The sequence below is a fragment of the Streptomyces sp. NPDC017225 genome (assembly GCF_044331465.1).
GTDB lineage: Bacteria > Actinomycetota > Actinomycetes > Streptomycetales > Streptomycetaceae > Streptomyces.
Window position 1 is genome coordinate 718,609 of the sequence record NZ_JBIRNE010000001.1, and the last position, 26,276, is coordinate 744,884.

The 26,276-nt window shown below is 73.4% G+C and carries 21 protein-coding genes and 2 pseudogenes; 14 read left to right on the forward strand and 9 right to left on the reverse strand.

Features of this window, described 5'->3' with window-relative positions; translation table 11 throughout:
• Window positions 1–329: 329 nt before the first annotated feature.
• Complete coding sequence (locus tag ACH4NX_RS03145) at window positions 330–929, forward strand: LuxR C-terminal-related transcriptional regulator (protein ID WP_398127448.1); 600 nt, start codon at window positions 330–332, stop codon at window positions 927–929.
• Window positions 930–970: 41 nt separating this feature from the next.
• Here ACH4NX_RS03145 and ACH4NX_RS03150 read toward each other — a convergent pair whose 3' ends face one another.
• The 4 genes from ACH4NX_RS03150 to lanKC all read right to left on the reverse strand — a co-directional run bounded on the left by ACH4NX_RS03150 (window position 971) and on the right by lanKC (window position 7,484).
• The gene (locus ACH4NX_RS03150) at window positions 971–2,788 is read right to left on the reverse strand and encodes an ATP-binding cassette domain-containing protein (protein ID WP_398127449.1); all 1,818 of its coding nucleotides are present in this window, start codon (window positions 2,786–2,788) and stop codon (window positions 971–973) included.
• Window positions 2,785–4,578 carry an ABC transporter ATP-binding protein gene (locus ACH4NX_RS03155; protein ID WP_351394056.1) on the reverse strand — a complete coding sequence of 598 codons (1,794 nt, stop codon included), beginning with the start codon at window positions 4,576–4,578 and terminating at the stop codon, window positions 2,785–2,787. The genes ACH4NX_RS03150 and ACH4NX_RS03155 overlap by 4 nt, the downstream gene beginning before the upstream one ends.
• Before the next feature lie 134 nt (window positions 4,579–4,712).
• Window positions 4,713–4,841 carry a SapB/AmfS family lanthipeptide gene (locus ACH4NX_RS03160; RefSeq protein ID WP_351394059.1) on the reverse strand — a complete coding sequence of 43 codons (129 nt, stop codon included), beginning with the start codon at window positions 4,839–4,841 and terminating at the stop codon, window positions 4,713–4,715.
• A 36-nt stretch (window positions 4,842–4,877) separates the two neighbouring features.
• Entirely contained in the window at window positions 4,878–7,484 is a 2,607-nt protein-coding gene (gene lanKC, locus ACH4NX_RS03165) for a class III lanthionine synthetase LanKC (protein WP_398127450.1), read from the reverse strand.
• Between the two features lie 452 nt (window positions 7,485–7,936).
• Here lanKC and ACH4NX_RS03170 point away from each other — a divergent pair, with 452 nt between their 5' ends.
• Window positions 7,937–9,115, forward strand: a complete 1,179-nt coding sequence (locus ACH4NX_RS03170; protein ID WP_351394065.1) for a Cmx/CmrA family chloramphenicol efflux MFS transporter — start codon at window positions 7,937–7,939, stop codon at window positions 9,113–9,115.
• A gap of 182 nt (window positions 9,116–9,297) precedes the next feature.
• Here the strand turns inward: ACH4NX_RS03170 and ACH4NX_RS03175 are convergent.
• Window positions 9,298–9,662: pseudogene (locus tag ACH4NX_RS03175) on the reverse strand (VOC family protein); the annotation flags it as partial.
• Window positions 9,663–9,786: 124 nt separating this feature from the next.
• On the opposite strand from ACH4NX_RS03175, the gene ACH4NX_RS03180 reads away from it, so the two are divergent.
• On the forward strand, window positions 9,787–10,614 hold the full coding sequence (locus ACH4NX_RS03180) for a phosphotransferase enzyme family protein (RefSeq protein ID WP_398127451.1): 828 nt from the start codon (window positions 9,787–9,789) through the stop codon (window positions 10,612–10,614).
• A 205-nt stretch (window positions 10,615–10,819) separates the two neighbouring features.
• On the opposite strand, the gene ACH4NX_RS03185 is transcribed toward ACH4NX_RS03180, so the two are convergent.
• Window positions 10,820–11,191 (reverse strand): helix-turn-helix domain-containing protein, encoded by a 372-nt coding sequence (locus tag ACH4NX_RS03185; RefSeq protein WP_351394071.1) that lies wholly within the window; start codon window positions 11,189–11,191, stop codon window positions 10,820–10,822.
• Between the two features lie 92 nt (window positions 11,192–11,283).
• On the opposite strand from ACH4NX_RS03185, the gene ACH4NX_RS03190 reads away from it, so the two are divergent.
• Window positions 11,284–12,123, forward strand: a complete 840-nt coding sequence (locus ACH4NX_RS03190; RefSeq protein WP_398127452.1) for an SDR family oxidoreductase — start codon at window positions 11,284–11,286, stop codon at window positions 12,121–12,123.
• Window positions 12,124–12,433: 310 nt separating this feature from the next.
• On the opposite strand, the gene ACH4NX_RS03195 is transcribed toward ACH4NX_RS03190, so the two are convergent.
• Window positions 12,434–13,174: an alpha/beta hydrolase gene (locus tag ACH4NX_RS03195; protein ID WP_351394077.1), complete on the reverse strand. Its 741-nt coding sequence runs from the start codon at window positions 13,172–13,174 to the stop codon at window positions 12,434–12,436.
• Between the two features lie 968 nt (window positions 13,175–14,142).
• Between ACH4NX_RS03195 and ACH4NX_RS03200 the strand changes: the two genes are divergently transcribed.
• Genes ACH4NX_RS03200 through ACH4NX_RS03215 form a run of 4 tightly spaced genes read left to right on the forward strand, consistent with a single transcriptional unit; the run spans window position 14,143 to window position 19,467 of the window.
• Window positions 14,143–15,273, forward strand: coding sequence for a hypothetical protein (locus ACH4NX_RS03200; RefSeq protein ID WP_351394079.1), 1,131 nt, complete (start codon window positions 14,143–14,145; stop codon window positions 15,271–15,273).
• Window positions 15,264–15,914, forward strand: a complete 651-nt coding sequence (locus ACH4NX_RS03205) for a hypothetical protein (RefSeq protein WP_351394082.1) — start codon at window positions 15,264–15,266, stop codon at window positions 15,912–15,914. The genes ACH4NX_RS03200 and ACH4NX_RS03205 overlap by 10 nt, the downstream gene beginning before the upstream one ends.
• A gap of 3 nt (window positions 15,915–15,917) precedes the next feature.
• Window positions 15,918–16,592: an RES family NAD+ phosphorylase gene (locus ACH4NX_RS03210; protein WP_351394084.1), complete on the forward strand. Its 675-nt coding sequence runs from the start codon at window positions 15,918–15,920 to the stop codon at window positions 16,590–16,592.
• Between the two features lies 1 nt (window position 16,593).
• On the forward strand, window positions 16,594–19,467 hold the full coding sequence (locus ACH4NX_RS03215) for a CHAT domain-containing protein (RefSeq protein ID WP_398127453.1): 2,874 nt from the start codon (window positions 16,594–16,596) through the stop codon (window positions 19,465–19,467).
• A 19-nt stretch (window positions 19,468–19,486) separates the two neighbouring features.
• Here ACH4NX_RS03215 and ACH4NX_RS03220 read toward each other — a convergent pair whose 3' ends face one another.
• Window positions 19,487–21,349, reverse strand: coding sequence for a caspase family protein (locus tag ACH4NX_RS03220; protein ID WP_398127454.1), 1,863 nt, complete (start codon window positions 21,347–21,349; stop codon window positions 19,487–19,489).
• 146 nt (window positions 21,350–21,495) lie between these two features.
• On the opposite strand from ACH4NX_RS03220, the gene ACH4NX_RS03225 reads away from it, so the two are divergent.
• Entirely contained in the window at window positions 21,496–22,599 is a 1,104-nt protein-coding gene (locus ACH4NX_RS03225) for a hypothetical protein (RefSeq protein WP_398127455.1), read from the forward strand.
• Between the two features lie 190 nt (window positions 22,600–22,789).
• Window positions 22,790–22,975, forward strand: a pseudogene (locus ACH4NX_RS03230) (hypothetical protein); the annotation flags it as partial.
• A gap of 338 nt (window positions 22,976–23,313) precedes the next feature.
• Here the strand turns inward: ACH4NX_RS03230 and ACH4NX_RS03235 are convergent.
• Window positions 23,314–23,496 (reverse strand): hypothetical protein, encoded by a 183-nt coding sequence (locus ACH4NX_RS03235; RefSeq protein ID WP_398127456.1) that lies wholly within the window; start codon window positions 23,494–23,496, stop codon window positions 23,314–23,316.
• Between the two features lie 104 nt (window positions 23,497–23,600).
• On the opposite strand from ACH4NX_RS03235, the gene ACH4NX_RS03240 reads away from it, so the two are divergent.
• From ACH4NX_RS03240 to ACH4NX_RS03255, 4 genes are all read left to right on the forward strand, one after another.
• Window positions 23,601–24,512 (forward strand): SDR family NAD(P)-dependent oxidoreductase, encoded by a 912-nt coding sequence (locus tag ACH4NX_RS03240; RefSeq protein WP_398127457.1) that lies wholly within the window; start codon window positions 23,601–23,603, stop codon window positions 24,510–24,512.
• 85 nt (window positions 24,513–24,597) lie between these two features.
• A complete protein-coding gene (locus ACH4NX_RS03245) occupies window positions 24,598–24,888 on the forward strand; it encodes a hypothetical protein (protein WP_351400668.1) in 291 nt (96 codons plus the stop codon).
• Window positions 24,889–25,050: 162 nt separating this feature from the next.
• Complete coding sequence (locus tag ACH4NX_RS03250; RefSeq protein ID WP_398127458.1) at window positions 25,051–25,404, forward strand: alpha/beta fold hydrolase; 354 nt, start codon at window positions 25,051–25,053, stop codon at window positions 25,402–25,404.
• A 121-nt stretch (window positions 25,405–25,525) separates the two neighbouring features.
• Window positions 25,526–26,107 carry a TetR/AcrR family transcriptional regulator gene (locus ACH4NX_RS03255; RefSeq protein ID WP_351400670.1) on the forward strand — a complete coding sequence of 194 codons (582 nt, stop codon included), beginning with the start codon at window positions 25,526–25,528 and terminating at the stop codon, window positions 26,105–26,107.
• The last annotated feature ends 169 nt before the right edge of the window (window positions 26,108–26,276 follow it).

Genomic DNA, 26,276 nt, shown 5'->3' on the forward strand with positions numbered 1-26,276 from the left:
TCTGTGACGTTCCGGTGGCGAAGGGCCGGCCCCCGCCGTTCGGGCCGCCCGGCAGACGCTCGGCGTGACGCCCGGTCGTGTGAGCAGTTCACGGGCGTGGTCACCAGGAAGGCCCTGCCGGAGGACCGCGTACACCACCGACGTGTTCCAGCCTGTTCCCGACTCGTCCCTCCGCCTCTCGCAGGTGCTGAGAAAGGCGTGTTGATGTCGCTGTGTCCCGGCCGAGATCGAATGCTGTGCTTCTTATGTGATGTCCAGGGGCAGACGGCTGGGGACTGGGGACGAGTCCGGGAGTCCGTTGGACGGCCGGGGAAAACAGGGGGTTGTACATGGTCCGTGTTCTCGTGGTGCACGACGCGACGCTGCTGCGGTCGGCGCTTGTGCAACTGCTGCGGTCCGCCGACGGACTCGAGGTCTCGTGCATGTCCTCCCGCGCCGACGACCCCGGCGGTGACGACTTACCCGCGGACGTGTGCGTGGTGGACGGAGACTGTCTGGAGGGGCCACCGGGGGACGTCGCTCGAGCGCCCTTCTGGAAGCGGTGCGGGGCGCGACTGGTGGTCCTCGCGGCTCCGGAGCGGCCGGGTCTGCTGCGCAGGGCGTTCGACACCGGCGTGCTCGGCTTCGTGGACAAGGACGCCTCGTCGCAGCGGCTGATCACCGCGGTGCGCACGGTGGCCAAGGGGGAACGGTTCCTCGACGAGCGGCTCACCGTCGCGTTGCTGCGTGCCTCGGAGATGCCGCTGACGCCCCGTGAACTGAGCGTCCTGTTCCAGGCGTCGCAGGGTGCTTCCGTCGCCGAGATCGCCGTCTGCCTGCATCTGTCCCGGGGGACTGTCCGCAACTACATGGCCAGCGCCATCCGGAAGGTCGGAGCACGCAACCGCGTGGACGCGATCCGCATCGTCCACGACGCCGGCTGGATGTGACGGGAGAGCGCCCTCGCGTGTGCGAGGGCACCGCTCGCGGGTCAGCCCCGGTTTCTGTGCCAGTGCCCCACCAGGTCGCGGTAGAGAGGCGATCCCTCGAGCAGCTCCTGGTGGGAGCCGTGCGCCGCCCGTACACCGTCCAGTACCAGGATCCGGTCGGCCCGGACCGCGGACGACATGCGGTGTGCCACGACGAGAAGCGTTCCGGGGCGCCGCCCGAGCGCCTCCTCGGCGCGCGCCTCGGACGCCGCGTCGAGATGGCAGGTCGCCTCGTCGAGCAGAAGCAGCCGAGCACTGGACAGGTGGGCGCGCACCAGGACGATCAGCTGGCGCTCGCCCTGCGAGAGATCGTCGGGCCGCAGCGGCGCGGCCAGCCCGCCCAGACGCTCGACGAGAGGGGCGGCCCCGAGGTCTCCCACGGCGGCTTCGATGTCGTCCGGGGAGGCGTCCCGCCGCAGGTAGGTGAGGTTGTCCCGGACCGTACCGGTGAAAACGTACGCCTGCTGGGGTACCAGGACCCGCGACGCGGCGAGTTCCGCCGCGCCTCGGTCGGTGACCGGCTGGCCGGCCAACCGCACCGCTCCGCTCCTCGGCGCGCACATCCCGGCGATGAGACGGACGAGGGTCGACTTGCCGATGCCACTGGGACCGACGACGGCCAGGTGCTCGCCGTCCTCGACGCGCAGGTCCAGCGCGTCGAGGACCGGCTCCGCCCGAGCGCTGTAGCCCACGGTCACCCCGCACAGTTCCACCGCGGGGGCCTGCCGCGGCGGCGGAACCGAAGTGAGCGGAAGGGGGGCCCGTGGTCCGGCCCGCCCGGACAGGGGAGCAGAGGGCGCCGCACCGGTGAGGGACGGGCGCCCGTCCGTGCCGGTGAACCGGTCCAGCACCACGAGCAGCCGGGTCCCCGCGGCGCCGATCGCGGTCATCAGGGTGTGCAGGGCGGGCAGCAGGGCCTGGGCGAGGTACGTGAACGCCCCCAGCAGGCCGCCGGTCGTGACGCCCCGGCCGCGCAGCCAGGGGACGGCCACCAGCAGGAGCAGGAGGGGGAGCTGACCCGCGACACCGAGGGCCAGGGTACGCACCGCGGCCCAGCGGGCGAGGACCCGGGACGTGGCGGCGGCACGCGCGACGAGCCGGGTTCCGCTCCGCGCCACCTCCGGCTGCGTACCGCAGGCGGTGATGTCACGCAGAGCCCCACGCGTCCGCGCGGCGTGGTCGCCCAGCGCCTCGTCCGCGTCGAGAGCACGCCGCTGCGCCCCCGCCATCGGCCGCAGCGTCACCAGGAACAGCGCCAGCCCCGCGGCGAGTGGCGGCACCACGACCACCAGGAGCGCCGGGTCCAACGAGAACAGCCCCACCAGCGCTCCGGCCGCGGTGAAGACGAACGAGCGCAGGGTGAGGACCAGCCCGGCGAAGCTGTCCCGGACCATCTCCACCTGGTTCGTGATCCGCGACACGGCGGCACGGTCTCCGCCGGCGGGTCGGGCCAGGGCCCGCGACAGGGACTGGTCGACGGCCCGCCGCACGAGGTGGTCGCGCAGCGGCTCCGTCAGCCCGGCCAGTTGGGTGAAGACACCCCTGATGACGGGTGCCCCGAGCACCACGGCGACGCCGGCGACCCCGAGCCAGCCGAGTCCCGTGAGGGTGTCACCGGCGAGGAACCCACGGTCCACGGCCTGGGCGACGCCGTAGCCGACCAGGAAGGTCTGCGCCGACTCGGCCACCGACCACGCCGCGAGCCGCGCGAGGACTCCCTTGCGCTGGGCCAGGAAGCGCCGGGCGGGCGGGCCGATCCGGTGCAGGGCCCCCGATGTGCCGCGGGGCTCGGACGCACGCCGTCCGCCAAGGGAAGTCATGGTCGCGCCTCACGCTGCGGGGAGCCGGACCGCCCGCGGCGGAACCCGCCACGGCCGTCCTGCGAGGAGAACGGCTCGACGCCGTCCTCCGCCGTACCGAAGACCGCCCGGTAGGCGGCCTCCTTCCACAGCCGTCGATGAGTGCCGACCGCCCGCACTCGTCCGCTCTCCAGCCAGATCACGAGATCCGCCCGGGCCGCGACCGACGGGCGGTGCGCCACGACCAGCCGCGTGGTGACTTCGGGCGAGCGACGCTGCGCCTGTTCCACCGCGTGCTCCGTCGCGGTGTCGAGGCTGGAGGTGGCGTCGTCCATGACCAGTAGCCGGCCCGCGTGGGCGAACGCCCGGGCCAGTCCCAGACGCTGGTACTCGCCGCCGGACAACGGGGCGTCGGCGAGCCGGGTGTCGTACGCCCGTGGAAGCCGGCGTACGAAGGCCTCGGCGTCGGCGAGGCGGACAGCGGCCCGTACCTGGTGAGGTGACACGGTTCGTGGCCCGGCCGCCACCGCTTGCGAAACGGTGCGGTCGCCCAGGGCCGGACGCGCGAAGGCGAAGCCGACCTCGGCCCGCAGGCAGGGGCGGGTCAGACGATCGAGCGGTGTTCCGTCCAACAGGACCTGCCCCCGGTCGGGATCGATCAGCCGGCCGGCGACCGCCGCCAGGACGGACTTGCCGGCGCCGCTGCGACCCACGACCGCGGCGGTCAGGCCGCCCGGCACCACCACACGGTCCGCCCGCAGGACTTCCGTCCCGCCGCGCAGGACCCGCACCCCGCGCAGCTCGAGGCAGCCCGGGCCGTGCGGGGGCAGGGTCCGCGTTCCGTAGGGCAGGGCGGGCAGTTTTTCCAGCGTCGTGGTGCGCTCTCGCGCCGAGCGGCCCCGGACCAGCGCGCCGACCAGCGTGGCCGCGCTGCCGAACCCCGCGGCCAGCTGCGCGTACCGGCACACCGCCAGCAGTTCGCCGACGCTCAGGGCCCCCGCGCCGAGCCGCAGGCCCCCCACGGCGGTGGCGGCCACCGTCAGCAGCGGGACGAGGACACCGCCGGTGGCCAGCGCCCGTCCGTGCAGCGTCCACATGCGCGTACCCAGCGTGGCGAGTTCGGTCAACGGGCGGAGTACGCGGTCGCGTTCGAGCGTGCGGGTGCCGGCGGCGGCGATGGTCTCCGCGCCCTCCATGGTTTCCAGCAGCCGGGCAGCGATGTCCGACTGCACCCGCTGGTACGCCCCGACCGAAGCCCCTGTGTCCCGGGCGAACGCCCTTAGCACCAGCGCCAGGACCGGCAGCCCGGCCAGGACGCACGCGGCGACCCACACGTCGACGACGGCCAGTGCGACCAGCGCGCCGGCCGGGGTGAGGAGCGAGGCGGCGAGCGCGGCCCGGGCCGCCGGCGCGGCGCCCGCGTCGGCGGCGTTGAGCGTCAGCCGGGTCGCGGTGTCTCCGGGGGAGTGGGACCGGGCCAGGTCCGGTACGGCGTGCAGCAGGCCCCCGAGGGCGCGGGAGCGGATCGAGGCCGTCCAGTCGGCGGTGCACCGGCCGGTGAGAAGGGCGGTCAGACCGTCGAGCAGAACCTCGCCGACGAGCAGTGCGGCGCTCGCCACGAGCCAGGGGCCGGTGTCCTCGTCGCGCAGCAGCAGGTCCAGTGCGCGGCCCAGGACGAAGGGCTGGCAGACGGCGACCGCTGCCGCCGCCACCGAACACACCAGCACCAGCAGTTCGGGCACCCGTCCGGGACCGTTGTCGGACGGGCCGTGCGCCGGACGCGTCCGCCGACGGACCGGGATCGTCTTCACCTGCCGCCCCTCCACTGGTCCAAGCCGCCCGCGGCGGCGACGGGGCGCGGTACCGGCGCCCGGGTGATGGAACCGGGGCGCCGGTACCGCGGCGCGCGGCCCGCCGCGATCGTCGCGACGGGCCGACACGGACGTCAGTTACACGTCGTGATGCTGAGGCTGCTGTCGCCGCAGAGCAGCAGGCTCGCGCGGCTGCCGGTCTCCACGTCGCCCATGGCCTCTTCCTTGGGGGTCTCCATCGACTGCAGTTCGAACAGGTTCATGTTCTCTTCCCTTCGATACGACAACGGGTGTTCTCTTCACGGCCCCGGACGGGGTCGGCTCATGGGCCGCGGCTCTCGCCGCAGCGGTGGGAGGAACGGCAGACCGGCGGGCCGGTCGCCGTGCACGGAAGCGACGGCCAGCAGGCATCCGGCCGTTCCGGTGGAGAGGTCCATGGACAGGCGCATCATCTGCTCGCCCGGGAAGGCGAGGTGACCGCGGTACGACATGGCGTGCCAGCCCAGCGCGTCGATCTGGCGCCGGACGGCCTCGGGGCCGGCGCCCGGCCCGGTGGCGGTCGTACGGTTGAGGTACAGCGCCATACCGGCCACGCCGCGGTAGAGCCCGGGCTGCGCGTAGAACATGGCCTGCGCCGCCCGTACGATCTCGTACCTTGCCCGCTCGAACCGCTCGTCGGCGCGGTGCGCCAGGTAGTCGTCGAGCACCATGCCGATCCCCACGCTGCCCGCGCCCAGGTACGGCATGGTGCGCCAGCCCTCGTCCACCTGGAGGGCGCCTCCCGCCCCGCGGACGCAGTGCGCGAGGTCCTGACGCAGTGCGGCCCCCGCGAGGTCGAGCAGGCCGGTGTCACCCGTGCGTTCGTACAGGCGCAGGAACAGCAGGGCGCTGCCCGTCGCGCCGTACAGCAGACCGGCCCGAGCGCGATGGCCCGGCGCGTCGGCCGTTGTGGTCCGGGCGCTGAGTTCGGCGCACCGCATGGCCGCGTCGTGCAGGGCGGTGTCGCCGGTGGAGGCGGCCAGGTGGTCCAGCGTCAGGCCCACCCCGGCCGCCCCGCTGTGGAGGCCGGTGGCGAGAGAGTCCAAGGGGTGCTCGACGATCAGCCGGGTGAGTTCGAGTGCCTGGGCCCGGTGACCGAGGTGGTCCAAGGTCCACGCGATCCCCGCGATCCCGTCGTGGAAGCCGACCGGCATGCCCGAGGGCGGCTCCTTCGTCCGGTCGAGCAGCCACTGTTCCTCGCCCTCGTCGCGCTCCGCCCCGCTCTCGGCCAGGGCGTACAGCACGCCGGCCGCGCCGTAGCCGAACGAGAGCCCCCCGCCCGCGGTGGCGAACTGGGCGACGTCTCCCGGGAAGAGCCGGTCGTCGCGCGACGGAGTGGCCGAGGCGCGGACGGCCGCCGTCATCGAGTCCCGGCTGCGGGGCCAGTCACCCGGAGCGACCGGGACGAAGGGGTCGGCGGCGTCCCGAGCCGCGGGCCGCCGGCCGGGAGCGTCGGTGATCTCGTCGAGCGCCGCGTCCAGGAAGGCGCGCGGTACGGGGAACTGCCCCGCCACCACGTCGGCGAGGTGCTCCGCCTTGCGCCGGTCCAGGGCCAGCAGGCTGGTCAGCGGCAGGAACAGGGCCAGACGCAGACAGGCGAGCGCGTACCGGTCCACGGCGATGCCCCGTCGGCCGGGCGGCGCCACGAAGCCGGGATGGGCGACCGTCTGCCGCCCCGGCTCGTCGACGAGGTGGGCGGCCTCGAAGTCCAGCAGGGCCACTCGCCCGTCGTCGCGGACCATGACGTTGAACAGATGCAGGTCGTTGAAGACCACACCCCGCGCGTGCACCTCCGAGACGGCCCGCTCGACCTGGGCGTGGACATCGAGAGCCCACTCGGTGTACTCGGCCAGCCGCCTGTCGTCGGGGTCAGCCTCGATGAGCGGGTGACGCCGGGCGAAGAAGGTGTTGAGGGGTTTGCCGTCGAGGTACTCCAGCACCAGGAAGTGGTGGTCCCCGACGGTGAAGCCGTCCCGCACCTCGGGCGTGCAGGACAGACCCGACAGCTGTTCCAGGGCCCGGCGTTCGCGCCGCAGGCGGGCCACCGCGTCGGCGCCGTCGGCCGCGAGCCCGGCGTACGGGCGGGCCTCCTTGAGGACCACGGCCTCACCTGTACGGGTGTCCCGTGCCCGGTAGACACCACCGCCGTTGGAGAAGTGGATGGCCGACTCCACGATGTACGGGACGCCGGCCAGCGTCATCGTCTCCCGCGCGTCGATGTGGGGCCGCAGGAAGGCGGGCACGCTCACCCAGTCGGGGACACGGAACACCGGACCGCGGAAGTCGGGAACGAGTACTCCCTCGGGGTTCGCGACGGCCGGACGGAGTTCCCCGCTCTCGTCGTAGCAGTCGCGGCGGGAGAAACTGCCATAGCGCACGTGCACCGGGCCGTCGCCGATCCGGAGATCGCTCAGGATGTGCGGCCCGGGCTCGCCGTCCAGCAGAGCGGCCAGCTCACCCACGAGACGCTCGAACTGTTCCTCGCCCGCCGGGTACACGGTGATGAACTTGCCGCTGCCCGCCCGGTCCGCGTACTTGGCGTTGCGCTGGTGCAGCAGATAGCGGCTCGGCACGAACTTGAACGCGATGCCGCGCTCGACGCAGTAGTGCCGTACGCGCTCCAGGACGGACTCGGCGTTGTCGAGGCAGGCGGAAACGTGGACCTTCCATCCCTGCGGCGGCAGTACGGCGTCCAGCGGGCGCAGGGCGAGCCAGTCGCCGCTCTCGCCGCGCTGCCATCCCGCCGGCACCGGCAGGACGGCTGCCGCGTACCGGGTGCCCGCCGCTCGGGTGCCGGGTGCGGTGCGGTGCGGCGCGTCGTAGAAGTGCGGGTCCGCGTCACAGTAGACGGCGTAGCCCTTGTTCACGCCTTCTCCCTCCACCGGTCGATGCCGAGCAAGACGCTGTCACGCGCCGCCGTGTCCGGGACAGTCACCGCTGTCATGTCTCCGGCGTGCGGAACGCACAGGTAACTTCGGCGAGCGGCGCCCGCTCCGTCGCCGGCGGGTGACATCCGTGGCGTCAGCGGGGCGCCTGCCCCTTTGCCCGACGCGACGGCGAGGACCCCACGCGGCGCGGAGGGCCGACAACCGGTGAAACCAAGGTGCGTCGACGGGCAGTGGTCGGATAGCGTGCGGGCCATGCCGAGTCCTGAGTCAGACAGGGTGGGGGCTTTCGGTCACGCCGTCAGCCCCCTGAACCACTGAGCTCGTAGCCCTGCCGTCGCCCCACGTTCCGGGGCCGGACGAGGGCGCGCTCGGGGGCCGGCCGCGGTGACGGGACGACCTACTCGTGCCTCTCCTCGCCCCGGAGCCACTCGATGCCTCTTCCGCTGTACCTGCTCGCCGTGGCCGTCTTCGCCATGGGCACCTCGGAGTTCATGCTCGCCGGCCTCTTGCCGGACATCGCCTCGGATCTCGACGTCTCGGTCGGGACGGCGGGCGTGCTCACCTCGGCCTTCGCGATCGGCATGATCGTCGGCGCCCCCCTGGTGGCCGCGCTCGCCCGCGACCGGTCCAGGCGCTCAAGCCTGCTCGGGTTCGTCCTGGCCTTCGCGGCGGCTCACCTCGTGGGCGCCGTCACCACGAGCTTCCCGGTCCTGTTCGCCACCCGGGTCGTCGCCGCGCTCGCCAGCGCGGGGTTCCTCGCCGTCGCCCTGACGGCTGCCGCCGCGCTGGTGCCGCCCGACCAGAAGGGCCGTGCGCTGGCCGTGTTGCTGTCCGGCACGACGACGGCCACGATCGCCGGTGTCCCCGGCGGCTCGGTGCTCGGCGCGTTGCTCGGCTGGCGGGCCACCTTCTGGGCGGTCGCCGCTCTCTGCCTGCCCGCGGCTCTCGGCATCCTGAAGGGCATCCCGGCGGGACGTGTGGAGGAACGGGCGAATGGCGGGCCCGCCTTGCGATCGGAGCTCGCCCAGCTGGCAAGGCGGCGGCTGGTCCTGGTGATGCTGCTGGGCGCCCTCGTGAACGCGGCGACCTTCGCCGGCTTCACCTTCCTCGCCCCCGTCGTGACCGACACCGCCGGGCTGAGCGAGCTGTGGGTACCAGTCGCGCTGGTGCTCTTCGGTCTTGGTTCCTTCGCCGGGGTCACCGTCGCCGGTCGCCTGTCCGACCAGCGCCCCGGCACGGTCATCGCGGTCGCCGGCCCGCTGCTGCTCGTCGGCTGGCCGGCCCTTGCCGTGCTGGCCGACGAGCCGGCCGTCCTCCTCGCCCTCGTGTTCGTCCAGGGGGCCCTGTCGTTCGCGCTGGGCAGCACCCTGATCACGCGGGTCCTGTACGAGGCGGAAGGGGCCCCCACCATGGCGGGCTCGTACGCGACGGTGGCACTCAACGTCGGAGCCGCCGTCGGTCCCCTCATCGCCGCGACCACGCTCGGCAGCGGAGCCGGGAACCTCGGGCCGCTGTGGTCGAGCGCGTTCCTGATCGCTGTCGCGCTGCTCACCGCGTTGCCCCTGCGCACCGTGACACCGGTGGGCCGAAGCGGCGACGCGCTCCGGTGAATGCGAGGACGCCGGGCGCCGGGCGCCGAAGGAACGCTCGGTACCGAACCGGCGGACACGGGCGTCCAGGTCCAGGTCCGGTGCCCCGGCGTCGAAGACGCACTCGCCTCCCGGTACCGGGGCCGAGTGAACCAGCCCCGCGTACTGCCGCACCGCCACGAGGGCGCGGACCGAGTTCCGCGTCAGCCCCGGCCGAGGACGCAGAACTCGTTGCCCGCCGGGTCCGTCATGACGACCCAGGAGACCTCACCTGACCCACGTCGGTCCGCGTCGCGCCGAGGCCTTCGAGCCGGGCGACCTCCTGGACGGTCCAGTCGATCGCCGCGCCCCAGAACCGGGCCATGGCCCGTGGGTCGGCGCAGTCGACCACCACGGCGGCTATCGGCCCGGTGTCCCGGTAGAGCTCCGGGGGCTCCAGGACACCGAACACGTTGCCCTCCGGGTCGGCCAGCACCGTCCACGGCACATCGCCCTGACCCACGTCGGCAGGCGTCGCGCCGAGCTTCTTCAGACGCGCGACCAGCTCCGCCTGGTGCGCGCCGGAGGTCAGGTCGGGGGCTCCGTCGTGGCCTGCCTGTCGTACGGCTGGCTCTGTCGGCGGCTTGGTAGGGTGCGCGCAGGCTGGATCGCTTGGAGAGTTGTAGCGGCGTTCGGGGGAGGGCCAGGCGGCTGTGCGGGTGTCAGAGGTCCGGCGTGCGACGGCTGCGGCCGTGTCGACTGTCTCGTCGCTCGGGTTGGCTGTCGATGACGTGGTCGTTCTCTACGACTCGAACAAACTTACTTTGCGTCTTCTGCCCTGTGACGTCCTGGCCCGGGTGGCACCTGTAGAGGATCAGGTCGCGCGGTTCGAGGTCGGTGTTGCTCGGCGGCTGGCCGAATCCGGGTGTCCTGTGGCTGCGCTCGATCCTCGGGTGGAGCCTCGTGTCCATGAGCGTGACGGGTTTGTGGTCACGCTGTGGACCTACTACGAGTCCGTGGGGCCTCGGGAGGTCTCACCGGCCGACCATGCCGGTGCACTCGAGCGGCTGCATGCCGGCATGCGCACGCTGGACGTGCCGGTGCCGCGGTTCACCGATCGGGTCGCGCAGGCGCGACGGCTCGTGGCGGACCGTGACCGCACACCGGCGCTTGCCGAAGCGGACCGGGAGCTGCTCGGCGACACGTTGCGCAGTCTGGGGCGAGTGGTCGGCGAGTGCGGCGGCGAGCAGTTGCTGCACGGCGAGCCGCACCCGGGCAACGTGCTCGCCACGAGGAGCGGGCCGCTGTTCATCGACTTCGAGACGTGTTGCCGTGGTCCTGTCGAGTTCGACCTCGCTCATGCGCCCGAGGAAGCCGGCGAGCACTACCCGGGTGTCGACCAGGACGTGCTGCGCGAGTGCCGGGTTCTCGTGCTGGCGATGGTCACAGCGTGGCGCTGGGACCGGTGTGACCAGTTCCCGGACGGGCGCCGGCTGGGCACGGAGTGGCTCGGCCGGATCCGGGCGGCGCGCGGTCGTTGACCGCGGCCAAGACGACCTCCGTCACGGGCGTGGACCCTGAGGTCGTCGCTGTCCCGCAGGCGCTCAGCGCGATGGCCCTGAGGGCCCGGCAGGTCGAGTCCCCTGTGCCGGTTCGGCGCGGTCTCCGGCGGCAGCCGGGCGTGAGGACGACGGCTGCGACCGTCACCACGAGTGGCACGGCGAAGGTCCGACGCCAGCAGCCCCGCTATCCCGCGCTGCGCGGCGACAGACGCTGCGTGATCCGGTCGAACAGCTCCGTCAGCGGCTCGCCGACGTCCCGGCCGAACTCGGTCAGACCGTAGGTGACCTGAGGTGGCGTCGTCGGTTCGACCTCCCGCCAGACCAGACCGTCCTGGACCAGCGCGCGCAGGGTCTGGGCGAGCATCTTCTCGCTGATCCCCCGGATGCTCTCGCGCAGCTCGTAGAACCGGAGGCTGTTGCTCCGCAACGAGATCAGTACCCACACGCCCCACCTGCTGGTCACGTGGTCGACCACATTGCGCGCGGGGCAGTCGGTGTGAAACACGTCATACCGCTTCTCCGCCTCGGCCTCTCTGTGCTGCACGCTTCCCGTCATCGCATGAGCTTACCCCGAGGTATGTCCTTACCAGAAGTTAGCCCGCACTCCTAGCGTGACGGCCACAGAGAACATCCGACAAGGAGCTGATCATGATCGTAGTGACCGGGGCCACCGGGAATATCGGCCGGCCGCTGACGCAGGCACTGGCCGAGGCGGGCCAGCAGGTGACGGCGGTGTCACGGCACCCGGCGGCGGTGCCGAACGGCGTCCGTCACGTGGTGGCCGACCTGTCCGAGCCGGCCAGCCTCAAGCCCGCGTTGGCCGGGGCGAAGGCGCTGTTCCTGCTGCTGTCCGGCGACCTGCACGCCACTGGAGCCAACCCTGCCGACATCATCGGCGAAGCGGCGGCCGGCGGGGTCCGCCGGGTCGTCCTGCTCTCCACGCTGGGCGTGGTGACCAGGCCCTCCGGCCAAACCCGGATCGCGATGCGCGCACTGGAGGACGGACTGCGGGAGTCCGGCCTGGAGTGGGCCATCCTGCGACCGGGCGGCTTCGCCTCCAACACCCTGTGGTGGGCCGAGTCCGTCCGCGCGCAGCAGGTCGTCGCCGCGCCCTTCGGCGACGTCGGGGTGCCGCTCATCGACCCGGCGGACATCGCCGCGGTCGCGGCAGCCTGCCTGACGGAAGACCGGCACACCGGCGGCGTCTACGAGCTGACCGGCCCGGAGGTGATCACTCCGCGGCAGCAGGCGGAGGCCATCGCAGCCGCGCTGGGCTCGCCGGTGAGGTTTCACGAACTCACCCGGGACGAGGCCAGGACTGCCATGGCCCAGAGCATGCCGACGGAGCTCGCCGACGACACTCTGGACATTCTCGGCTCCCCGAGCCCGGCCGAGCTGCGCGTCAGCCCGGACGTCCAGCAGGTCCTCGGCCGCGCTCCGCGCCCCTTCGCCGACTGGGCCGCCCGCAATGTCGCCGCGTTCCGCTGAGACCGGCCAGCACCGCTGCACCTGCTCTCGTGCTCGGCGATCCACTGCTGACGGTCGGTGATGAACCCGACCCGAGACCGACGCTGACATGACCCCGGGTCGGGCCGGAACCGACGCAGGCCCACCGGTTCGACGAAAAGGACCTGCTGACCCGGGGGAGGAGGGCCGCCCGGAGCACGCAACCGGTTCGATCACAGCCGGGAGGCCCGGGCCTCCGTCAGACCGGCATCCGCACCGCCGCCCCCGCCGCTGACGATGACACCGCGGTACCGCCGTCCGCTGCCCGCCCGAGGGCGGGGACGGTCGGCGGTCAGCTCAGATGCCGGGTGAAGAACTGAGTCGCGGCGTCCCCCGCGAACCGCGGAACGCCGGTGTGCCCGCCCATGTTGGCGTGCAACGTCTTCTCCTTGGACCCGAACGCGTCGAACAGCTCCAGGGCGGCCTGCCGGTCGTTCCCCTCGTCGTCCCACTGCAGCAGGACGTGCAGCGGAACGGTGATCCGCCGGGCCTCCTCAAACATGGCACGCGGTACGAGACTCCCGGCGAACAGAACGGCGGCCGAGATGCGCGGCTCGACCACCGCCAGACGGATCCCGACGGAGATCACACCCCCCGAATACCCGACCGGGCCGCCGATCCCGGGCAGCGAACGGAGGGCGTCCAGGGCGGCCTGCCATTCCGGGACCGCCGTGTCGACCAGCGGGAGGACCAGGGCGTCGACGATCTCCTCGGCGACCGGCTCACCGGCCTCCAACGCCCGGCGCAGGTCGGCGCGGGCCTGCTCGGCGGCGGGCAGGCGGGGCCGGTCGCCGCTTCCGGGAAGCTCGATGGTGGCGGTGGCGAAGCCCTCCGCCGCGGAGTGCCGGGCCCGGCCCACCAGCCGGGGGTACATCTTGCGCAGCCCGAGGGGAGGGTGGCCGAGCAGGATCAGCGGCGTCGGTGCGGATGCGGACGCCGATGCGGGTGTCCACAGGATGCCGGGGATCCCGTCGAGGGTGAATTCGCGTTCGAGGACGCCGTCTTCGAGGCGCTGCTCGGAAGTGAAACGCATGGTCGTGCCTTTCGGAGTGCACTGGAACGGCGCTCCCGGACGACCTGCCTATCGCCCGACCGTGACCCCGAAGGGGAGCACCCAGGTCGATACTGCGTTCACGGGTACCACCTCCTCGTTCTCTCGCACGGCCTCCGGAAAGCTAGCAGTGGCCGCCGTGGTCCGCCAACGGGTTTGCGCGAAGGCTCCGCGCACCGGCCGCGACTCGGGCCGGTGTCCTTGCCCCCCGTTGGTTCCTCGACGACGACCGTGACCTGACCGCGCCGCGTCGTACGGACGCGCAACGTCCGGGTGCGTGAAGGGCTGCCCCGAGCGGCGCGGGACGCCGTACGAGCACGCAGAGGGAATCCGGAAGCGGTTCTCGAGTACCGCGACATCACCGACAGACGCTGGGGCGGGAGTTCCCCGGGTCCGACGTGTCCTCGGTGCCGAGCCGCCCCGGCCGAGTGCAGGCGGTGACGCGGGCCGCGCTTGATCTGCCTGGCCCACCGGACGGGCCCCCAAGCGACGGCCCTGCCCCGGTGCGGGGGTGTTGAGCTCCGTCCATGTGCGCAACCGGGTGCGGAAACCGGGGCCCCGCACCAATCCGGCCAGTTCGATCCAGGCGTCGACCTGCTTAGGTGTGAGATCGTCGGGCAATTCCCTCACGGACCACTCGAACCGGCGGCCGACTGGAATACGGCCTCCGGAAAGACACGGCGGGTTCGCGGTACGGGCGTGGCTGCTTGTGAGCAGGCCGAGCGAGCCGAACGAGCCGGACGCACGGCGCGGCCTCCGGTCCGAGGCACGCCGCTGCTTTCGGCCCGAGGCACACCCCGGCCGCCGGACCCCGACCGGGCGGCGACCTCGCCCCGACCGGATGACGACCAGCCGGCGCCCCGCCCGCGGGTGCCGGCGTCCAGTAGCGTGAACCGAGCCGGGTGCCACGGAACTTGCGGCTTATGTCCGCTGCCCGCGATCATGGGCCCATGTCGTCCGGTGCCACGCCCTTCGATGTCGCCTCGGTCCTTCGGGAGGTGAAGATGATCCGCGCGGAAGGACTGGTCCGGATCCGCGGCCTCCCCCTCCCTCTGCTGCGCCAGGCGGCTGCCGCGCGCTCCGCCGCCGTCACCGACGCCTGGCCCGTCGAGGTCGAGCACCTCCTGCGCACGGCGGTGTCCGGTCTGGGTGGGGGAGACCTGCAGGAAGCGGCCTCGCTCACGCTCGGGCTGGCCCCCGGTATGCGTGACCGGCCGGCGGCGGACCGCCGCCGGCTCGCCGCCCAGGTCTACAGCGTCAGCGTCGAACGCTTCCGGAAGAGCCACGAGGAGATGGTCCTCGGGCAGATCGCCGAGCAGATCTGCTGGATCGCCGGGACACGCGACCGCGGCACCGACGCGACGCACGTTCCCCTGCTCGCACCGTCCTTGCAGCACCGCGCGCTGCGCGTGGGGCCCGTGGAGCTGACCCTGCACGTGCATCCGGTCGAACTCCTGCGGGACATCGACGTGATCGTCTCGCCGCTCAACACCCACCTGTGCCTGCCCGAGATGTACAAGGCGTCCGTGTCCGCGGCGCTGCGCCGCGCGGGTGCCCTGCGCGACGCCGTCGGCGACGTGATCGCCGACCCGGTCCACGACGAACTGCTCGACTGGCGTGCCGGCAACGGCCTGCGCGGCCGTCCCGTCCTGCCCGGGACGGTGGCGCCGACCGGTCCCGGCGCCCTCGCGGCGCGGGGAGTCCGGCGCATCTACCACGCGGCCGTCACCGTCCCCCGGCCCGGCACGAACGACTACGACGTCACCCCGCAGGACGTCACGGCTGCCGCCGCCCGCGTGCTCGCCCTGATGGAGGAGGAACGGGACGGCTTCGGACCGCCGCTGCGGTCGGTCTGCTTCCCCCTGCTCGGCGCGGGCCGTGGCGGCCTGCCGCCGCAGACCAGCGTCAGCGCGCTGTGGGCCGCCCTCGCGGCCGGCACCGCGCTGGACCGGGACGTCCACCTGGTCGTCCGCAGGCCGTCGCTCGCCGACCTGGTCACCGACGTGCTCGGGGCGCGCCGGCCGCACCGGGCGGGCGACGGGTTACCCGACAACAAGGAGACAAGGCACAGGTGCGTGTGAATCCCTTCAAGGTGCTCGCCGCGTGCGCGGCGCAGTGGAGCAGCTACCGGAGTCTGCTCGGCCCCGCCGCGACACGGATGCTCGGACAGCGGCTGGCCGAGCTGCGCACCGCCGGCGACGACCGGGACGCGGCCGCCGACCGCGCGGCACGGACCCTGCTCGACGCCCTGCCGCCCGACGCTGCCGCCGCACTGCGGGAGGACGGAGCCCAGGCGCGGTTCTCGGGACCGCCCTCGACGGTCCTGCACCAGGGGTACGGCGTGCAGGACCTGTGCATGCTCGTCCTCGACGGCAACCCGATGGTCGGCCCGCTCTACGGCCCCGTACGCGAACGCCTGCTGTCCGAACCGGCGGCGCCGTGGCACGAGGGCGGCGACCCGCTGCTGATCGTGCTCTCCGACGACGACGGACGCGGACGCGTCCCGCTGTTCCAGTTCGAGGCCGGGGCCATGCCCTGGCAGGTCGTCCTCGACGTCAACTCCGTGCTGCGCGCCGACCTCGACCCGTGGGGCGCGGCGGACTGGTGGCTGTCCGGCAGCACCTGGTGGCAGGGCACCCCGGCCTCCCTCCTCGGCCAGGGCCGCGACGCCGAACTGCGCGGCGCCGCGGACGCCCTGGTGGGCATGGACACGGGGGAGTAGCCGATGCCCAAGTACCCGCCCCCCGACACCCTCCCCGGCGTACCGGCCCGCGCCGTGCTGTGCGCCGGCACGCCCCTGTACCGCGTTCACACCAGCCCCCGCGATCCGGCCGCGTACAACTCCCGCACCTCGCACGCCTTCTACTTCGGCGGCCGCTTCGACACCACCCCGTACGACCGCTACGGCTACCTGTACGTCGGGTTCAGCCCCGGCGCCGCCGTGTGCGAGGTGCTGTTGCGCTCGCTGGCCTTCCCCGGTGACGGCGGCCCGCGGCTGCTGCCCCGGGAGGCGTTCGAGCGGCGCAGCCTGTCCTTCCTGCGGCTGGCCGACGACACGGAGGTCGTCTCCCTGATGTCCGCGTCCGACCTGGCGGCGCTCGCACAGGACCCCTGGCTCATCCACGCCGAGGGCGCCGACTACCCGCAGACCCGCGACTGGGGCCACTGGATCCGCACCCACACCAAGCCCTGGGCGCAAGGCTTCGTATGGCCGTCCAAGCGGGACCCCGCCGACCGGGTCGCCGTCCTCTTCGACGACCGGGGCCGGCCACCGGCGCTGGAACCCACCGGCGCCCCGCCCGTCGACTTCGGCACCGAGGAGGGCGAACGCTGGCTCAACGGCGTGCTCTCGCCGTACCTGGCGCGGACCGCGCCACGCATGCCCGGAAGGGAGTTCTGACGTGGCGTACCCGCCCTACGACCTTCATGCGCTGATGTACGAGCTGAAGGAGGCGGCCGGCGGGGGCACGGTCGACTCCCGGGACCTGAGCCGGCTGACCGCGCTCGTTCTCGACCGCCTGGGCTGTGCGACGGGCCGTGAGGCCTTCGGCCGCCTGTACGCGGACTGGCGGGAGCTGCCGAGGGGCACCGTGATGTCGGGGCTGCGGGCGGGCCACATCCTCGCCATGCTGCCGATGCTGCGGTTCGACCAGACCATCTCCGACCCGCGGAGGGAGGAGGAACTGCGACGCGAAGCAGCGGAGTTCGGGCCTGCCGAGGACAACTGGCAGGGCATGATCGCCACCATGGGCGCCTCGTCCGGGCTGCAGCACATGGACGACCCGGCCCAGATGGAGGACGAGATCGCCCGGCTGGAGAAGGCGCGTGTCCTGCTCCCTCCCGGCAGCACGCAGCGCGCGGCCCTCGAGTACCACCACGCCGGGCTGCGTGTCCATCTCGCCCAGCTCACCGGAGGGGAGGACGACTTCGACTCGGCCGTCGAGGACCTGGCCCGGTTGTCCGACTCGCCCCTCTTCAGCGACGAGCAGCGCGTGGCCGCGGCGGGCCAGCTCGCCATGTTCCGTATCCACCAGGCCGCGCGCCGCGAGGACGAGGACGCGCTGACCGAGCAGATCCGCGTGCTGGAGTCGGTACTGGACCGGTTCCCGCCCGGCCACATGGACGCCCTGAGCCTCCAGGCCCATCTCGCCAACGCCAGAACAGGGCTGGAGCTTATCCGCGCCCGCCGCACGGGACGCATGCCGAGCGCGGACACGCACCCCGCGCCCGCCTCGCCGGAGGAGGTGCGGCGGCAGATCGCGGCCCTGCCTCGCGACGCCCGGATCGAGCGGCTCAGCGCTCTGGGCAACACCCGCGCCGGCCAGGCCATGATGGCCAGGGACTACCAGGGCGCCCTGGACGCCCAGCGCATGCTGGAGGACGCCCTCGACCTGCTCGACGACCCTGACGACATGCGCTGGACCCGCTCCGCCTTCACCCTCGGCACGAGCCACTGCAGCCTCGGCGTGATGTCCGTCGCCCCACACCCGCACCGGTTCCACCACCTGGACCAGGGCATCTCCTGGCTCCGGCACACCTGGCGGCTGGCCGCCGGACCGGAGAACCCGAGCTGGGGATGGACCGGGTCGATCCTCGCCGACGCCCACCGGTTCCGCGGCGACGCCGCGCACCTGTACGACCCGTCGGCGAAGCGGCCCCACCACGACGAGGCCCGGCGCATCGGCCTGGAGTCTCTCAAGGCGATGGCCTGGACGGTCCTGCTGCAGTCCGGTACGGTGCACGCCGCCGAGACCGCCCGGCGCGCCGGTCAGGAGGCCGTCTCCGTGGCCCGCTGGTGCCTGGCCGACGGAGCCCACACGGACGCCGTCCGCGCCCTGGACGCCGGACGCGGACTCACCCTGCACGCGGCGACCGTGGCCGCCACCGTGCCCGACATGCTGGCCGCGCTCGGGCAGGACGACCTCGCCCACGAGTGGCGCCGGGCGGGCGACGTGGCAGCCCCTGGGCCGGAGGACGCCCCGGTGGCCGCCGCCCTGCCACCGCCCGGCGGACCCAACAGCCGGCTGCGCCGCCGGGTACTGCGTGCGCTGGCCGCCTCCCCGCTGCGCCGGCGGCTGCTGGACGCCCCGTCGGCCGAGGAGATCGCCGGCGCTCTTCGCGCCCTGGGGGCCACGGCACTGGTCTACCTGGTGCCCGCCGCCGAGGAGCAGCCCGGCCTGAAGGACCAGGTCTTCTTCGGACGGCGGCCCGAACCCGGCAGAGCCCTCGTGATCGCATCCGACGGCGGCACACGAGTCGTCGACCTGCCACGGCTCTCCGTGTCCGCGGGCCCGTTGGCCGCCTACCGGGCCGCGGGCACCCCCGGCCGCGACGCCGGCGGACCGCCCCTGCCGGACACCCCCTCAGGCTCCGCGGCTCACCCGGACGACAGCCGCGCCGCGCTGGAGCGCCTGTGCGAGTGGGCGGGCGAGGCGGTGATGGAGAAGCTGCTCGGTGAGCTTCCCCGCGGGTACGGCCGCGCCCCGTCCGTCATCCTGGTCCCCATGGCCGAACTGGGGGCCGTGCCGTGGCACGCGGCACGCCTGCCCGGAGGACGCCGTGCCTGCCAACTCGCCGACATCTCCTATCTGCCGTCCGCCCGGCTGCTGTGCGAGGTGGCCGCACGGCCCGCCGCCGCGACCCGGCAGGTGCTCGTCATCGGCAACCCCACCCGCGACCTCCACCACGCGGGCGAGGAGGCCGAGGCGATTCACCGCGCCTTCCACCCCGACGGCGAACTGCTCGGCCCCGGTACCGCCACCCCTGCCGCCGTCACCGACTGGCTGGGCCGGCAGCGCGGCGGCCTGCTGCACCTCGCCTGCCACGGCGTGGTGCGCCAGGGCGAGCGGCACAGCGCCGGTCTCGTCCTGTCCGGCGGCAACCTGGCCGCCGAAGTGCTCACCGAGGGGGTGGCCCGCTACCGCCACCTGGACCTGGTCGTCCTCGCCGCCTGCCGGACCAATGTGTCCGGACACGGCTACGACGAGGCGTACAGCCTGGCCACGGCGTTCCTCGTCGCCGGAGCACGCTCGGTGATCGGGTCGTTGTGGCCGGTGCCCGACGAGGCGACATCGCTGCTGATGTACATGACCCACCACTTCATGCACCGTGACGGGCTGCCGCCCGGGCAGGCGCTGCGCAGTGCCCAGCTGTGGATGCTCGACGACCTGCGCACGCCCCCGCCCGACATGCCGGCCCAACTCTGGGCACGCGTCGGGCGGATCCACGGCGACGACCTGACTGCCTGGGCAGGGTTCACCCACCTGGGCTGGTGAGCCGGCCCGGTGGGCCGGCTCAGGGCACCTCGGTCCGTACGCGTACCTGGGCCGTGCCCCAGCGGCCCGGGCCCTGCGGGGGTCCGCCCGCGTTCCGGCCGCCCGGCGGCGCGGTCAGCCGCAGCAGCGTGTCCGCGGTGGCCCCCGGGGCGCCGCCGGTCCGTGCGGCCGAGGGCGCGCCGGGGGACCACGGATCCAGGACGAACGGCGCGGTGTTGAGCTCGGTCTCCGCCACGATCACCTTCAGCCAGTCCCGGGTGAACGCCCCCGGCACCACCGCGCGCCCCGGCGGCAGGTACAGCCACACAGGCCGGCCGCGCCGGGCCCGGCCGGTACGCCCCGCGCCGACGAAGTCGCCGTCGTACAGGCTCGAGGAGGAGGCGTGGCTGTCGGTCAGGTCGAGCAGGACACACCACAGGGGACGGTCGGAGTCGTTGTGGATGCCCACCATCACCTGCGGCGGCCGGTGATCGGCGGTGTAGGAGCAGACGATCTCCCCATCGGCGGAGTGCCGCACGGTTCCCACCCCCGTGGGCTCCACCGTGATCCGAACGAGTGACGACAGCCAGGGATCCGGATTGACCAGGTCGCGCAGATGCTGCCAGCGCGCGAGGTGCGTCAGGCAGTCGGCGACGCGGTCCGCGTCGGCGGGCGACCGCACCGGCAGTGGCGGCAGGTCCCGGCCGGCCCCACCCGACACCCACGCGCGGTCCGGGCCCGCGTCCACCCGCAGTGGCGCGCTGCCCGCGCCGGCCGACGGCACGGCCGTGCCGGCCGCGGCCGGCGACAGCATGGGCGCGCCGGTGACGGCCGCCTCGATCAGGCGTACGACGTCGGGGTCGCCCGCGAGCGTCACGGCCGCCGGGGGGAAGGCCAGCGCCGACGGCGTCACCCCGAACACCGCGTCCCGGTCAGCGGGCCCCGCACCCCAGCCCACCGGGTCCACCAGCGCCGACTCCGCCCGGACCTCACGGACGACGACCGCCCTCGGTGTGCCGCCGCCGTCGAGCAGCGTGAACTCCGCTCCTGCCGCGCGCAGCCCGTGTGCCTGGCCGCAGTTGACCTCCCAGCCCGCCGCCGTGTGCCGCAGCAGGAAGGGGGAGCCCGGCACCGGGTCGTCGGACAGGAAACGCCGGTCCTCGCCGCCGCGCAGTTCGGGGTGCTGCACCGAGCTGAGCCGGCGCACGCGTTCCTCGACGAGCGCGTGCAGGCCGCCGTACGTGGCCGAGGGTCCCAGCTTGCCGAGCGCCTCCAGCAGGGCATGACTGAAGTAGCCGCGCACCTGCCCGTCGAGGACCTGCTCGTGGGCGCGCTCCTGCGGCCGGCAGGCGGCGAGCAGGGTGTGCCGGCGCGGCAGCGGCCCCTGGCCCCCGCCGTCCCGTGCCCCGACCGTCGCCCGTGAGGACCACCAGGGACGCCAGGGCACGGCACGCACAGCGGCACCGTCCCGGGTGGCGCCGCCCGAATGGCAGCAGTCGAGCACGGCCACCACATGCGCCCCGCGCGCGGCGATACCGTCCAGCAGCACACCGAGTTCGGTGTCCCACAGTGGTGGGCGACCGTCGTCGAGACTGTCGTGGCACACCAGGGCCTGCGACAGGCCGGTGCCCTCCCACGGCGCGTCGGTGGGCTCCTCGCTGCCGTGGCCGCTGAACCACAGCAGTGCGGTGTCACCCGGCCCGCTGCGGCCGAGATGCCGCTCGATCCCGGTTCTCACGGCGGCCAGGGTGGCGTCGCCGTCGTGCAACCGTCGGATGTCGGACGCGACATGGTCCTGCCGCCGGAGCCATGCCTCCGCCTCCCGTACGTCGTTCACGCAGCCCCGCAGTGGTCTCCCGGGATAGTCGTCGATGCCCACGAACAGGGCGTACAAGGTCCGCATGCGGAGATCCTGCCAGGGGCCGCCGGGCACGCCCGGGGCGGATCCAGGGCGGATGCCGGGCTTCTTGACGCCTCCCCATGTCCCATCGGTCGCGGAGCAGTTGACTTTTCCGGAACATCACCAACAGCTCGGGAAAGGACAGCAGCGTGAGTTTCGGGGGACACAACCCGCACCAGCCGCCGGGAGCACCGCACGGCAACCCCTACCAGCCGCCGCCGGTACCGGGCGGCAACCCGTACCAGACGCCGCCGGCGGCGCCGGGCGGCAACCCGTACGCGACACCGCCGGGGACTCCTCCGCAGGTTCCGTACCTCCCGCCGCAGCCCGGCCCGTACCCATATGGCCCGCGTCCGCCGCACACCTCTCTGTGGCGGCGGCTGCGCGAGGACGAGTGGCCGCCCCTCGGTGAGGTGCTGCGGGGCGGGCGACAGCGCGTCCACGGCTGTGTGTGGGCACTGCTGCTGACGCCGTGCCTGTGGGGAATGACCCTGCCCCTGCTGGTGTGCTACCCGCTGGCCCGCTCGGCCCGCAGCCGGGCGCGGCGGCTCTTCCCCGCGCGCGGTCACCGCCGTCTCGAGGACCCGGAGGTGGCGCGGGTGCAGAAGGCGCGCGCCTGGACCGCCGCCGTCATGTCCTTGCTCATCCTGATCGCCTACGGCAAGCCGGAGGACATGGCCCAGGCCCAGTCGCAGTACTGGATGCGGCTGGTGATCACGCCGTGGCTGCTGCTGCTCAGCGCGCCGGTGGTGGTGGCGGTGCTGCTGCGGTGGGCCCCGCCGGACGCGCGGGGGGTCATGCGGCAGCGACTGCGCGCCGCCGGTCGGTCGGCGTTGTGGTATTTCAGCGCGTTCGGCCTGGTACCGGTGCTCGGCCTGGCGGGCGGCTGGACGAGCACTCGGCTCGCGGAGGGGGCGTCCGTCGGCGCGGCGAAGGTCTTCCTGGCGCCCCTGCTCCTCTTCGGCGCGTTCGTCCCGATGCTCTGGGCACTGCTGTTCGTGGTGTTCGCCTCCGGGCCCGCCGTCCGCAGCGCCTTCAACTCCGCAGAGGTGCACGCGGCCCTGCCCGCCCTGCTCACCGGCGTGCTCGTCTGGGAGTTCGCGGCCATCGGCCTGGTCGCGGGCGGGCCTCCGCCCGGGCCGCCGGCGATCCAGCTGTGTGCCCTGCTGGGCGGCCCTGCCTCGGTGACGGCGGTGGCCTGGTGGGAGATCCACCGGCTGCGCATCCGGTACGGCGTGGTCCTGCGCGGTTGACCGCCTCGGCGGCCCGTCCCGCCTGCGGACGGCGGCCGTGGTTCCGTAGGGTCCATGACCGCTATCAGCGTGCTCCTCGTCGACGACGATCCGCCGGCGGGGCGGAGCTCCCGCCGATGACGGACGCCGCCGAGGACATCCGGATCGTCGGGGAGGCCGGCGAACGGTCACCAGGTGGAGACTTCGTCGGGCCCAGGGCATCGCTCGCCACGCACGCGTCGTGCCGGCGTCCGAAGCCAGCGGGCCGGAAATCGACGGGGGCGTGGTCGTGAAGTCGGAGGAAGTCATCACGGCCCGCCCTGGTGGCGAGGAACTTGTACGTAGCCCGACCCGGGCCACCAAGCGCCTCTGCACCGTCACCGTCCAACCCGCCTGACGACTCGGCGCCCGCGTCGCCGCCGCGGGCGCACCCGGCGCGGTACGGACACCGGCCCGCGCGCACTGGCGGCTCGCCGCCTCACCGCTCGTGGCCGCACCAGGGCCGACGCGGGCTGGCGCACGCTCTGGCGTGGATCTCCCGAGCGTCCAGAAGTACTCTCCGCGGCGCGGATGCACGTCGACTCCGATGCCGGGCGCCCACGGTTTGCCGTTGTCACCGGCGCTGATGTCCCAGCCGGCCACTTCGTCCGGGCACGTGGTGCCGCGGGCCTGAAGATCGGTGACGACCACTCGCGCGAGTGCGGCGGCTGCCGTCGGGTCCGTCGTCTCGGGCAGTCAGGTGCGCCACCACCGGTGCTCGTCCACGTCCTGCCATCCCCTCGCGCGCATCTCCGCCGCGCGCCCGGGCGTTTGCTCGCGGCCCCGGTCCTGCGCAGCGACGTGGAACCAGCGGTCCGTCGTCGACGGATCGAAGGCCACGAAGGGCTCCCCCGACATGTCCAAGCGGAAGCGCTTCACGGACGACACTCAGGCCGGCCAATCCGCAAGCGGATAGGTAATCCGTTTATGTTACCGTCCACTCAATCGGATGACCTATCCGATTATTTTGGATGGAGGAGCTCATGACGAAGACAGCCGTGGTCACAGCCGGCACAGGCGGCATCGGCCTGGAGACGGCACTGGGGCTGGCCGCCGCGGGATTCGCCGTCACCGTGATCGGTCGCGACGCCGACCGGGGCGCCAGGGCGGTCGAGCGGATCAACGCGGAGCAACCCGCGCACCCCGGCCGGTTCCTTTCTGCCGACCTGGCTTCGCTCGACCAGGTCCGCGCGCTGGCCGACACGCTCGCCGCCGAGCACGCGGCGTCGGGGGAACCGCTGACGGTGCTGGTCAACAACGTGGGGGCGATGTTCGCCCGGCGGCAGCACATCGACGGCGTCGAAGCGTCGTTCGTGGTCAATCACCTGTCGCCGTACCTGCTGACCGAGCTGCTGCTGCCCACGCTCACGGCCGGGGCACCCAGCCGGGTCGTGAACGTGACCTCGGCCGCGGTCGGCGCGGCCAGGCGGGTGTTCGACGACATCGAGCCGCCCGGCGGCTACTACGGCTTCCACTGGTACGGGCGCGCCAAGCTGGCCAACCTCGCCTACACGCTCGACCTGGCGAAGCGGCTGCGGGGAACGGGCGTGTCGATCTTCGCCGCCGATCCCGGTGGCGCCGCGACCGACATGACCGACGGCACCCTGACCGACCCGAAGATCGTCTCCCCGCCGTTGCGGCTGTTGTGGCCGCTGGTGCGCCGCCTGTTCGAACGCTCCACCTCCGGCTCCGCAGCCGTGGCCGCCCGGCCCTCGATCACCGCCGCCACCGACCCCGCGCTGACCGGCCGGACCGGCCTCGTCATCGGCCCCTCGGCCGAACCCGTCGCGCCGTTCCGCGCCGCGACCGGCCCCCGCATCGCCGACGCCGTGCGTCGGCTCAGCCAGGCCCACGCACCTGTGGCCACCCCAGCGGACACAGAGCACCTCGGATGAGCGCGGGGCCCGACGCCGGCCGCACGACCAGCGCCTCCCCACCGCCACAGCCGCCCATTCACTCCTTCCGAACGAGGACACCCTCATGACCACCGCAGACCCGGACCCCTACGCCCGCACGGTGCACGGATCCCGCACCGTGTACGGCTCCGGCCCCGGCCTGTTCCTCGCCCACGGCTCCGGCGGCGGCTTCGCGGCCAGCCTCGGGCCGATCGTGTACGGTCTCGCCGCGCGGCTCACCGTCGTCGGCGTCGGCTACCCCGGCTCGGGCACCACTCCGACCCCTGCCGCGCCCCCGGAGCTCGACGACCTGGCGGACCCGCTCGTCGCCGCGGCGGACGCGGAAGGACTCGACACCGCCGCAGTCTGCGGGTGACCGCTGGGCGGCGCGGTCGTCCTGCGGGTCGCCGAGCGCCACCCGCAGTGGTCACCGCGCTCGTACGGAGCGCGGCCTTCGCCCGCATGGACACCCGCACCGGGCCGGCCGCCGCGATCCGGCGGCAGCTCTACGACGCCGGGCGCACCTCGTACTCGCCCAGTGCCCGACCAAGCTGACCGTCAGCGCCCGGCACCGAACTCCCTCACGCCCGCCCAGGTGCGCGCGGCCGCCGAGCAGAGCGCCCTCGCGCTTTCGACGGCGCCTCCGCCCGGATCGCTCCTGGTCCGCCGAACCGAGGGCCGCGACGATCCCGCGGCCGTCACCGCGCCGACCCTCGTCGTGACCACCGCCGGCTGCCTGACACCGGCGGCCCTCCAGGACGAACTGGCCTCCGCCGTCCCCGACGCGCGGACCGCCGAGCCGGCCACCGGGCACCTGCCGTTCCTGGAGCAGCCGAACCAGTGGCTGGAGACCATCACCGGCCGTCTCGCCGAGCGGAACGACGCTCGCTGACCCGGGTGGTGGGCGGGTCAGCCAGGCGGACCGGCACCCGAAGACACCGCCCGCCCGGAAGGGCCCGCATATGATCACCTGACCGGCCCGCGAACCAAGACGAGCAACCTGGACACTTCCCATGACGGCCACACCGCTGCGCAAGGACGCCGCCCGCAACTGGGAACGGATCGTCGCGATCGCCCGTGCCCTGGTCGACCAGGGCACCCCCCTGCAGCTCAACGATGTCGCACACCGGGCCGGCCTCGGGGTCGCCACCGTCTACCGGCACTTCCCCACCCCCGAGGCACTGCTGGAGACCGTCGCAGCCCCTTGCCTCGAAGACCTCGTCGGCCATGGCAAGCAGGCCCTGGCCGACGCCGACCCCTGGCGGGCGCTGGAGGGCTTCCTGTCCCGTGTCCTCGAAGCCCAGCTCACCGATGCAGCCCTGCCCCCGGTCGCCTCCGCCGCCGTGGACGCCCTGCCGCGGACCACGGAGCTCAAGGAGTCACTCGCGTCGGCCGGCACCGCGCTCCTCGACCGGGCCCGCGACGCCGGAGCCGTCCGACCAGACCTCGCCGCCCGCGACCTGGTCCCGCTCATGTGCGGCATCGCCCATGCCGTGAACGTCCACGGCGGCACACCCGCCGACAAGACCGAAACCGCCCACCGCTACCTTGACACCCTGCTCGAAGGCATGCGCCCCGCGCCGCCGAACGCCTGACGTCCGAAACCAAGCCTCCTCGAGAACGACGGCGGCTCAAGCGGTGAGTGCAGGCACCGCTGTCCAGGGGGTCGGCATAGATCTCGGCCGGGGTGCGGTGGCCGTGGATCCTGCGGGGCCGGGTGTTCGGTGGAGCTTCGGGAGGGACAGGGCCGTGACGACGAACTTC

Excerpts from the sequence above, each read along its gene's own strand:
- ACH4NX_RS03145 (WP_398127448.1), top strand. The coding sequence starts at position 330 with ATGGTCCGTGTTCTCGTGGTGCACGACGCGACGCTGCTGCGGTCGGCG.
- ACH4NX_RS03150 (WP_398127449.1), bottom strand. The coding sequence starts at position 2,788 with ATGACTTCCCTTGGCGGACGGCGTGCGTCCGAGCCCCGCGGCACATCG.
- ACH4NX_RS03160 (WP_351394059.1), bottom strand. The coding sequence starts at position 4,841 with ATGAACCTGTTCGAACTGCAGTCGATGGAGACCCCCAAGGAAGAGGCC.
- ACH4NX_RS03170 (WP_351394065.1), top strand. The coding sequence starts at position 7,937 with ATGCCTCTTCCGCTGTACCTGCTCGCCGTGGCCGTCTTCGCCATGGGC.
- ACH4NX_RS03185 (WP_351394071.1), bottom strand. The coding sequence starts at position 11,191 with ATGACGGGAAGCGTGCAGCACAGAGAGGCCGAGGCGGAGAAGCGGTAT.
- ACH4NX_RS03190 (WP_398127452.1), top strand. The coding sequence starts at position 11,284 with ATGATCGTAGTGACCGGGGCCACCGGGAATATCGGCCGGCCGCTGACG.
- ACH4NX_RS03195 (WP_351394077.1), bottom strand. The coding sequence starts at position 13,174 with ATGCGTTTCACTTCCGAGCAGCGCCTCGAAGACGGCGTCCTCGAACGC.
- ACH4NX_RS03200 (WP_351394079.1), top strand. The coding sequence starts at position 14,143 with ATGTCGTCCGGTGCCACGCCCTTCGATGTCGCCTCGGTCCTTCGGGAG.
- ACH4NX_RS03210 (WP_351394084.1), top strand. The coding sequence starts at position 15,918 with ATGCCCAAGTACCCGCCCCCCGACACCCTCCCCGGCGTACCGGCCCGC.
- ACH4NX_RS03220 (WP_398127454.1), bottom strand. The coding sequence starts at position 21,349 with ATGCGGACCTTGTACGCCCTGTTCGTGGGCATCGACGACTATCCCGGG.
- ACH4NX_RS03240 (WP_398127457.1), top strand. The coding sequence starts at position 23,601 with ATGACGAAGACAGCCGTGGTCACAGCCGGCACAGGCGGCATCGGCCTG.
- ACH4NX_RS03245 (WP_351400668.1), top strand. The coding sequence starts at position 24,598 with ATGACCACCGCAGACCCGGACCCCTACGCCCGCACGGTGCACGGATCC.
- ACH4NX_RS03255 (WP_351400670.1), top strand. The coding sequence starts at position 25,526 with ATGACGGCCACACCGCTGCGCAAGGACGCCGCCCGCAACTGGGAACGG.